The 8,565-nt window shown below is 56.6% G+C and carries 8 protein-coding genes and 1 pseudogene; 3 read left to right on the forward strand and 6 right to left on the reverse strand.

Annotation, left to right across the window (positions count from 1 at the left end; genetic code table 11):
* Positions 1-92: 92 nt before the first annotated feature.
* On the reverse strand, positions 93-407 hold the full coding sequence (locus tag PKO01S_RS27865) for a hypothetical protein (protein ID WP_127534703.1): 315 nt from the start codon (positions 405-407) through the stop codon (positions 93-95).
* Between the two features lie 149 nt (positions 408-556).
* Between PKO01S_RS27865 and PKO01S_RS27870 the strand changes: the two genes are divergently transcribed.
* On the forward strand, positions 557-1,894 hold the full coding sequence (locus PKO01S_RS27870) for a VWA domain-containing protein (protein WP_127534704.1): 1,338 nt from the start codon (positions 557-559) through the stop codon (positions 1,892-1,894).
* Here the strand turns inward: PKO01S_RS27870 and PKO01S_RS27875 are convergent.
* Genes PKO01S_RS27875 through PKO01S_RS27895 form a run of 5 tightly spaced genes read right to left on the reverse strand, consistent with a single transcriptional unit; the run spans position 1,869 to position 7,293 of the window.
* On the reverse strand, positions 1,869-2,771 hold the full coding sequence (locus PKO01S_RS27875) for an ATP-binding cassette domain-containing protein (protein WP_127534705.1): 903 nt from the start codon (positions 2,769-2,771) through the stop codon (positions 1,869-1,871). The two genes, PKO01S_RS27870 and PKO01S_RS27875, sit on opposite strands and share 26 nt — an antisense overlap.
* A 29-nt stretch (positions 2,772-2,800) precedes the next feature.
* A complete protein-coding gene (locus tag PKO01S_RS27880) occupies positions 2,801-3,610 on the reverse strand; it encodes a hypothetical protein (RefSeq protein WP_127534706.1) in 810 nt (269 codons plus the stop codon).
* Positions 3,591-4,187, reverse strand: a complete 597-nt coding sequence (locus tag PKO01S_RS27885; RefSeq protein ID WP_127534707.1) for an RNA polymerase sigma factor — start codon at positions 4,185-4,187, stop codon at positions 3,591-3,593. The genes PKO01S_RS27880 and PKO01S_RS27885 overlap by 20 nt, the downstream gene beginning before the upstream one ends.
* Complete coding sequence (locus tag PKO01S_RS27890; RefSeq protein ID WP_164779818.1) at positions 4,184-6,538, reverse strand: hypothetical protein; 2,355 nt, start codon at positions 6,536-6,538, stop codon at positions 4,184-4,186. Before PKO01S_RS27890 ends, PKO01S_RS27885 begins: the two co-directional genes overlap by 4 nt.
* A complete protein-coding gene (locus PKO01S_RS27895; RefSeq protein WP_127534709.1) occupies positions 6,427-7,293 on the reverse strand; it encodes an ATP-binding cassette domain-containing protein in 867 nt (288 codons plus the stop codon). Before PKO01S_RS27895 ends, PKO01S_RS27890 begins: the two co-directional genes overlap by 112 nt.
* A 134-nt stretch (positions 7,294-7,427) precedes the next feature.
* On the opposite strand from PKO01S_RS27895, the gene pxpB reads away from it, so the two are divergent.
* On the forward strand, positions 7,428-8,204 hold the full coding sequence (gene pxpB / locus PKO01S_RS27900) for a 5-oxoprolinase subunit PxpB (protein ID WP_127534710.1): 777 nt from the start codon (positions 7,428-7,430) through the stop codon (positions 8,202-8,204).
* Positions 8,205-8,296: 92 nt separating this feature from the next.
* Positions 8,297-8,565 (forward strand): annotated as a pseudogene (locus PKO01S_RS27905) (biotin-dependent carboxyltransferase family protein); the annotation flags it as partial.

Raw genomic sequence — 8,565 nt, forward strand, 5'->3', positions numbered from 1 at the left:
TTCCGGGTTCAAGTTCGTGCCCCGATTCGCACCTTTCCACAACACACGACAAGCTTCTATTCGGGCAAACCGAATGATGTGCAGCTATACGTCTATTTGCTTTCTTGCAGTTCGTCGTCTCCGCGAAGGACGCATGCCTGCTTCGGTACATTTGAATGAAAGTAAGCTGTACCTTCAAAGTGCCGTCCGTCAGCAGCTGCGGCCGACAGGCGGACTTGGATATTATCGCTCGTATAATAAAGGTCGAGCAATTGGGCTGGACCGGCCTCGTTCGTATCAATGTACCATTGGCGCGAGCCGTGATCGGTAACAATAAACAATTCAGCGGATGAGAAGGAGAGTTCTCTCGCTTCGCCGTCATTGCCCGTTATCGTTATTTGTTGAATGGGTATGACTTCCATTGCCATTAAATCGTGCTCCTCTCGTAACGTTCATCCCCTCTGCCTGACATGCTTCGGAGCCGTTTTTCCGATTGTATAAGCCTTTCCTTTATTTTGCAACTTCCGTCAAGCGCGCACCGTCTATTGGGTAGAACATAGATAAGGGGGCTGTCTATATGATAGCAAAAGTCCAGAGATTAGTGTTCTTATTCATGCTTATGGCGGTTGTACTGCTCCAAGCCTGTTCGTCCTCTGGCGGAGAACGCAAAGCAGACCATGAATCTTCCGCTGCAAGCACAAAATCTTCAACGCGCGAAGACAGCAAAGCTGCCAACGATACGGCTGCATCCGGCGAGGCCGCACATACTGACGAAGCGGCGGCTGCTGAAGAGCCGACGGTAAAGACAGAGAACCTTGATTCGAGCAAGGAAGTCGAAATGGACGGCGCTTCGGATGAGCCACGCAGCAATGGAAACGAGCCGAATGCAGGCATTCTGACGGCCGGTGAATGGGATGACAACATGGAGTGGACCCGGTGGAACGATCTGATGCAATCGCGAGAAGGCGGCGAATATATGCCTTATTGGAAGTTCCACGACTTCCGCAGGCTTGAGGTGCGAGTTACAGGAGCAGGCAAGCCGGTTGCGGATGCCGTCGTGACGTTAAGCCGCGGCAACGGGCAGAACGGATGGACGGCACGCACGAATGCGTCCGGCACGGCGTATTTGTTCCCGTACCTGTTCGTCGAGCAAGGCGGGAGCGCCAAGTACAGCCTGAAAGTCACGGCTGGCCAACAACGCAAGCAATTCGAGAATGTTGAACTGAAGCAGGGCCGCGTGATGGAGATCAAGATGGACGAGGCAACGAAGCCTTCCGATCTCGTTGATCTGATGCTCGTCGTCGACACAACGGGTTCCATGTCGGATGAGCTGCACTATTTGGAGGCGGAGCTTAAAGATGTCGTTACCCGGGTAGCGAAAGACAATCAGAATCAGCTTGACCTGCGAATCAGCCCTAATTTTTACCGCGATATATACGACGACTATACGGTGAAACCGTATCCGTTCACGCGCAACGTCGATGAAGCGGTCAGACAGATTGCGGATCAAGAGGCTTTCGGAGGCGGGGACTTTCCAGAGGCTGTGGAAGAGGCGGTTGAGGACGCGATCGACAATCATGAATGGAGCCAAGAAGCATTAGCCCGTCTGCTGTTCCTTGTCATGGACGCGCCGCCGCATCATGAGAAATCCGTCGTAGAGCAAATGCAGCGGTTGACGGAGCGGGCAGCCGAGGAAGGCATCCGGATCATTCCGGTCGCTTCCAGCGGCGTCGACATCGCAACCGAGCATTTGATGCGTTATATGGCTGTCGCAACGGGCGGCACGTATATCTTTCTGACCGATCACAGCGGAGTCGGCAACGGGCATTTGAAGCCGGCAGTCGGGGAATATGAAGTCCTTCCGCTCAACGATCTGCTCGTCAATATCATTAACCGGTATTGCCGTGCGGCCTAACGGACGGGTTATAAGGAGCGGCTGACCGGCTTCGGATAAAATAAGCGTCTTCCAAAGTCGGAATCTGCTCGACGAAATGAGGATAAGGACGTTCTGCAGCGATAAGCCGCACAGCAAATTGCCGGTCTTGCAGCGGACGAACGTCGATGACCGCGTTCGCGGGAAGTTCGCGGTATGTTTCGGCATCTACGGTCCCTTCCCATACGCGCGTAGGCAGACCGCTCACCCAATCGGCTGCAGAGCTGTCGAAAGCGGGGCGGCCGTCGTTAAGCCATACGATACGTTGTGCCCATCCCTCCCATTCGTTGAGCTCATGTGAAGAGATGATGACGATCCGGTTCTGGGCATATGCAGCCAAATACCGGATGAACCGCAGCCGCTCGATTGCGTCCAGCGCGTTGAGCGGCTCATCTAACAGCAGATAGGAAGGGTTTCCGATCCACGCTTGCGCAAGGGCAATCCGCTGCCGGATGCCATGCGGAAGCGTTTTTATTTTGCGTGTACGATAGGGCTCCAGTTGAAAGGCGTTCATGACCCGGCTTGCCTCGACGGAGCCGCTGAAGCCTTTCAATTGCTCCATGTAACGGAGCAGCTTGATCGTTGTCAACTGTTCATACAGTTCGATGCCGGTCGGCACGTAGCCGATCTGCGAACGAATATCGGGCAGATGATGGGTACATGTCCATCCGTCATAGCTGATGGTTCCGGCATCGGGCAGCGATACGGTGGACAGCAGCTGCAGCAGCGATGTCTTGCCTGCGCCGTTACGGCCGACGAGCAGCGTTATGCCTGAGCGAAGCGTCAATCTCGGTACGGTCAGCCTGAATGGCGATTTGCCCCCGTATTGCCATTGTACGTTGTGCATTTCCAGCAGCAAGAATGCATCTCCTTCTCCGGGGTGCCGGATTATTTGATCTCACGGATGCCGAGGCTGCGCCGGTATGCGGCAAACAGCAGCAGCACGCCGGCAATCATAGCCGCAAGCTCAGCTTGGTCGCCGATTGCGGAGGCTTGGTCCGAGCTGATGTACGTGTTGCCATAGTTCCAGACGAACCAGAGCACGACGCCGCTGATGAACGCAGGCTTTAATCCTTTGCGCAGCATAATATTGGCGACGAGGCCGCTGATTAACAAATAGAGCGACATCCATCCCGTGAGGAAAGACAGAGCTTCAAACCGGTTGTCGGTCCATTCCATATATAAGGTGGCAGCGACGCCAAGTACGACATTCAAGCCCGTGACGATCAGCGAACGCGTCAGCAGCAGCAGTGCGGGCGGATAAGGCGAGATGCTCTCCACCATTCGCATTTCCCGGTTCCACGTGCGGAAGCTGTAGAGCAAACCGCCGAGCAGAGCAGCAGGCATTAGGATGGAGAACCATCCGGCTGCATTGTACGACGAAGCTAAACCAAGCCGGTCGACCATAAACAGCAGCATGACGAACAATGCGGCGCTCGCTGCCCAATACGCACGCGAGTACGCTCTAATCTGGCTGCGAACGAGTCTGCCTAACGAGACTTGAGGCTTTCTGGATGCGGCTTCCGGCAGCGGTGCGGCGGGAACGGCAGCAGCTACAAGCTCGTTGAATGCGGGCTGAAGAGACTGCAGCAGTCTTGCTGTGTCGCTAGCCTGAACGGGAGCGATGTTATAGGATTTCAGCGGCTCGCTCATTTCGAGCTCCAATTGTTTCAATTCATCATCGCTTCGCATACTCATGCGGGTTCCCTCCTCTCGTTTGGTTGTTATCTTGATCGGACGATTCCGGCTTCAGCACAGCTTTGAGCTTGCGAAGCCCTTTGTACAGATGGGTCTTGACCGAGCCGAGCGGCAGTTGCAGCGTCTCGGCAATATCCTGCAGTTTCAAATCCTGGAAAAAACGAAGCATCACAATTTGTTTTTGTACGTCGGGCAGTCCATCAAGCGACCGAATGACCTCTTGACGAGTCTCTTGCCGTTCAGCCAGTTCAATGACGGAGGAGCGCGTATCCTGCTGCTCCGGCAGCTCCGCCATTAGCCGGTTATCCGTTTGATATTGCGCGCTTTTCCAATAGTCCCGGCATAGGTTCAAGGCGACCCGGTATAGCCATGCTTGCGGATTGTCAGGGACCGACCGGTTTTGCAACTGCTTGATCAGCCGCAGAAACGTTTCTTGAACGAAATCCTCCGCTTTCTGGACGTCTCTGAGCTGCCTTTGCAAATAGCCGGATAACGGCGCGTGATGGCGGTTTACGAACGCTTCGAAGCACGCCTGTTCGCCTCGGGCCATTCCTAGTACGAGCTCGTCGTCTGTCATTGTTTCATCTCCTCGTTCCATGCCGTATTCCAATCCTGCATCGTGACGGCTGGTCTAGCTATAACCCGTTGTTCCGCCGGCGATTTCAACCCATCGGACTGGATCCATAGCCGGCCCAGCACGCGTTTGGCTTGATCCGTGCGACCGGACCGTACTGCATCGTTAATCTTCTCTTTGATGGTCTGCCATTGCTTCGAGCCGGCATTCACCTCGATCGGAGTGTCCGATGGCCGCTCGATGTCGTACATCATCCGAATTGCGTTGCGCAGCTCGAACAAAATGGACGGCTCTGCGGATGCATCCGGACTCCAGCTGTCTGCGCTTCTGTCCAAATCGCCGAAGAGCATCATGTTGGCTGTAAGCTGCAGATCGTCTGTATAGGAATCGTGACCGTTCTCGGATAGGATGATCGTATCGTTCCAGATGGTGCTGCTTCGCCAGCCGGTACCAGGCGTCACGTCGAATATGGCGTTAATCCAAATTTGGCGCGGCAGTTCAAGAGGCTTCGGCAGCCATGAATCGTAATACGATTTGAGATCGTTCATTTGCTTCATCAGCAGAGTTCCGCGGTTGCGGCTTCCTTCGGTCGTGACGATCCCAGACGGTTCGCCTGGTCCGGCAATCTGAATGAATTGGCCGCCGATTACGTCAAAACCGTGTGCATCGTGTCCGTTGAAGTGCCGGTCTGACGGTACGGACGATACAGGAGCGGCTGCCGGCAACGTAGCGAACATCGGACCTTCAAAGCCGGTGAGCGTCACATCGAAATCGGCTTGCGTGCGGAGCGTCACATCCATACGGTTAACGTAGTCGCCAGGCGCTTCAAGGGAAGTGAAGCCTCTGAAGAACAAGCTGTCGCCTCCTGGGAGCGGGTACCAGCCGACCGATGCCGGCAAGTAGACCGACTCACCGCGAATGAACGCCCAATAACCTTCCGCATTGTTCGAGCGTGCCCAATCATTGATTCGGCCTTCATAGCGGAATTCGATTGAGGCGCTGCCGGATTTCGCATCGTCTGGAATCACTACGCTGACATGATCGCCCTCCCGGCTCCAACCGGCCGCACTGCCGTTCCATCGAACGGAATCGACCTTCAAGGCAGGGTGCAGCAGGAAGGAAAGCTGGCCGTCTTCCGGTTGCGTGACTTCCGAGATGCCAGGCGCTGCCGGGAGCGGCTTGCCGTTCTCCAGTGGAATAACGGCTGTCGCTTCCGCGATCAGCCTATCGTTATGAGTCCGCTGTGCTTTGATTGTCATCTTATCCATCCGGAATAGGAATGAATCATGCATTTTCAGCTCCCTATAAGACGGGGAGGCGCTGCGGATGATGTCCATCTGCTCGTATCGGCCGGACCACATGAGTCCATACGGAATTGCAGCGGCCAGAGATAAGAGCAGGGCAATAACCATTCCTGTAAGCGGGCGCCGGTCATGGGCGGCGGGACGGATTCGCGATACGGCTGTTGCTGCTGCCGTAAGCATGAACAGACCGAAAGCGGCTACGAACAGCGAGAGCCGTTCATATTCTTCCCAATATAGGGACGGAGCCCATGCATCGTTGCCGAAAGCCGGACTATTCGTAAGCAGGTGAACGAGCATGAACGCTTTAAGCAAATACCAGCGCGTCCCTTGCAGAGCGAATACTTGCAGGAAGAAGGCGCCGAACACCCAGCCGAGAAATGCGATAGGCAGGGCGAACCGGCCAGGAAGCCATGCGCCAAGAATCATGCCGAGCGCGAGCGTAATGGCATAGCTGATTCCGTAATGCAGCGCAAGCCAGCTCATTTCCCGCAGGATGCTGTGTGAGTCAATGCCGAACCTTGCGGAAGCGATCGCATCGCCCGCCGCGATGCAGAGTACGTACAGACACATATAGGCAAAGCCGGCTGCGAACTTCGCTCCGACGAGCCCTATGTTCGGCAATGGCGTGTTGAACGACCAGTCGAACTGGCCGCTCATAAGATCCCGGCGCATGAGCAAGACGCCGAGCAGTGCAGGTATGAGAGCGGACAACGATTGAACGATGGCATGTTGCTCCGCGGCTTCGGCGTAATAGTTCGGCGGGGGAACCGTATCACCGGGCGAAATGAGCGCGAGCAATATCCAGCCTCCAGCAGCAAGCGGCAGCAGCAGCGGCCACCGGAGCCGGATGAGCAGCCGGCATTCGAGCAGAAAGTGCAGGGCGAATGCCCGTGCTTCGGAATAGAAGGGTAGCTTGCTCCTTAGCGTGTGCACGGCCGTCATCTCGTATGGCGGGTGCTCGCGCTGATCAACGCAAGATACCCTTCCTCCATGGACGGCTCCGTCTCTATCGCATACGGATACGGCTGGTTCATCGCAAGCGCCCGGCATTCGAGTCCTTCTTCCGTCCGTCTGGCGGCAACAATACCGTCAGACGGCTGGCGCCGCCATTCCGATTCGCTCGTCTCCCAGTGCCAGACAAGTCCTCTTGCATGAGCGGCAAGCTGCTCCTTGCCGCCTGTGAATAGCAGTCGTCCCTCGCATAAGACGTGAATGTGCTCGCATATGCCGATATCGCTCAGAACATGCGTTGAGAGCAGAACCGCTTTGGTCTGCGACAGCTCGGCTAGTACGCTTCGCAGCCGGAACCGTTCTTCGGGATCCAGCCCAGCGGTCGGCTCATCGACGATAAGTACTTCCGGATCGGAGGCGATAGCTTGTGCAATGCCTAGCCGCTGCTTCATGCCCGACGAATAGGAACGAACGGGACGGTTCAACTCCGCCGATAAGCCGACTGCATCGAGTGCTGCCGCTGCGCGGTCGGAAGTGCTGCCCGCAGACGCTCCGCGCATTCGGATGGCATGGCGTATCGTTTCCAGTCCGGTTAGTTGTTCGTACATACGGAATGATTGAGGCACGAAGCCTATGCGCTGCCGGCATTGGTACGTCTGCAGGACGGATTCGCCGTCTAGCAATGCGTTGCCGGTTGTCGGCGTCAGCAGACCTGCGAGCATGCGCAGCAGCGTCGATTTGCCTGCTCCATTCGGTCCGAGCAAGCCATGCATGCCGGGTCCGAACGAGACGGTAATGGGATGTATGGCCCAACCTGATTTATATCGTTTGCCAAGATGATTGGCGCTTAACATGTTATCCCTCCTGCTTCATCCAACGAGAAGAAGCATAAAAAAGTTTTATCGCAGTAGACAAGCCAGCGCCTATGCGCCACACTTAATTATATCAGAATGGTAAGACGATACAGAAGGAACGGGGCGGCGGATTAATGGGTTGGATTTTCTCACCTCTCGGAGACCGCGCGTTGGTCGCCGAGCTGCAATCAGGACTTGGCAGCGGCGAGGATTGGATGCGGATGGCTGCTGCTGCGGACAGGCTTAGACAATCGGGCCTAAATTGGATCGTAGATGTGATTCCCGCTTACTCAACGGTTACGGTTGTGTACGAGCCTTCAGCGTTAAAATGGGATGGCCATCCGGTTTATTCGGCTGCGGAGCGGGAGATTGGCAAGGTGCTTGCTGCACCTGCTGCTCATTGGAAGAACGAAGAGAGTATTTTTAATATACCGGTATGTTACGGAGCGGAGAACGGCCCGGATCTGACTGCTTGCGCTTTGCGCAGCGGGATGAGTGAAGATGAATTCGTACGTGCGCATGCGGAAGCTTCCTATCAGGTTGCGCTTGTCGGATTCGTACCGGGATTTCCGTATATGTCGGGATTGCCGCCGCGATTAGCGCAGCCGCGGCACGTCACTCCCCGGCGGCGGGTGCCGGCAGGCTCCGTCGGCATAGCGGGCGGGCAGACAGGCATCTATCCTCTGGAGGTGCCCGGAGGCTGGCAGTTAATCGGCAGAACGCCGCTGAGGCTGTTCAATGCCTCGCGCCGGGAGCCGGCGATGCTGAAGGCGGGCGACCGGGTATCATTCGTGCCGATTGACGAGGAACAATACCGTCATCTCGAAGAAAAGCTGGCTGCTGAGGCTGGAAGCCAGCCGTATAGCCGCAGCATCAGCAATATGGCGGAGCAGGGAGGCGGTATGGCATGAGCTTGCTTGTTATGAAGCCCGGTCTTTATTCGACCGTGCAGGACCGCGGGCGGCCCGGCCATAGGGGCGCAGGCTTGTCCGGCGGGGGAGCAATGGATGAGTACGCGCTGCGCGTAGCGAATCTGCTCGTCGGCAACGACGAGTCCGCCGCCGGGCTGGAGCTGACACTGGCAGGCCCGGTGCTTATGGCGGAAGCAGACCTGCTGATCGCCATAACCGGCGCCGATATGGCGCCGCATGCGGACGGCCGCGAGCTTGCGATGTGGCGTCCCGTGTATGTGCCGGCCGGCGCGACGTTGACGTTCGGCGCAGCCCGCGCCGGCTGCCGCGCGTACGTCGCGGTCGCCGGCGGCATCGGCAC

Origin of the sequence: Paenibacillus kobensis NBRC 15729 (assembly GCF_004000825.1) — a bacterium.
Taxonomy (GTDB): Bacteria; Bacillota; Bacilli; order Paenibacillales; family Paenibacillaceae; genus Paenibacillus_T; species Paenibacillus_T kobensis.

Excerpts from the sequence above, each read along its gene's own strand:
- PKO01S_RS27865 (WP_127534703.1), bottom strand. The coding sequence starts at position 407 with ATGGCAATGGAAGTCATACCCATTCAACAAATAACGATAACGGGCAAT.
- PKO01S_RS27870 (WP_127534704.1), top strand. The coding sequence starts at position 557 with ATGATAGCAAAAGTCCAGAGATTAGTGTTCTTATTCATGCTTATGGCG.
- PKO01S_RS27880 (WP_127534706.1), bottom strand. The coding sequence starts at position 3,610 with ATGAGTATGCGAAGCGATGATGAATTGAAACAATTGGAGCTCGAAATG.
- PKO01S_RS27885 (WP_127534707.1), bottom strand. The coding sequence starts at position 4,187 with ATGACAGACGACGAGCTCGTACTAGGAATGGCCCGAGGCGAACAGGCG.
- PKO01S_RS27890 (WP_164779818.1), bottom strand. The coding sequence starts at position 6,538 with ATGCCGGGCGCTTGCGATGAACCAGCCGTATCCGTATGCGATAGAGAC.
- PKO01S_RS27895 (WP_127534709.1), bottom strand. The coding sequence starts at position 7,293 with ATGTTAAGCGCCAATCATCTTGGCAAACGATATAAATCAGGTTGGGCC.
- pxpB (WP_127534710.1), top strand. The coding sequence starts at position 7,428 with ATGGGTTGGATTTTCTCACCTCTCGGAGACCGCGCGTTGGTCGCCGAG.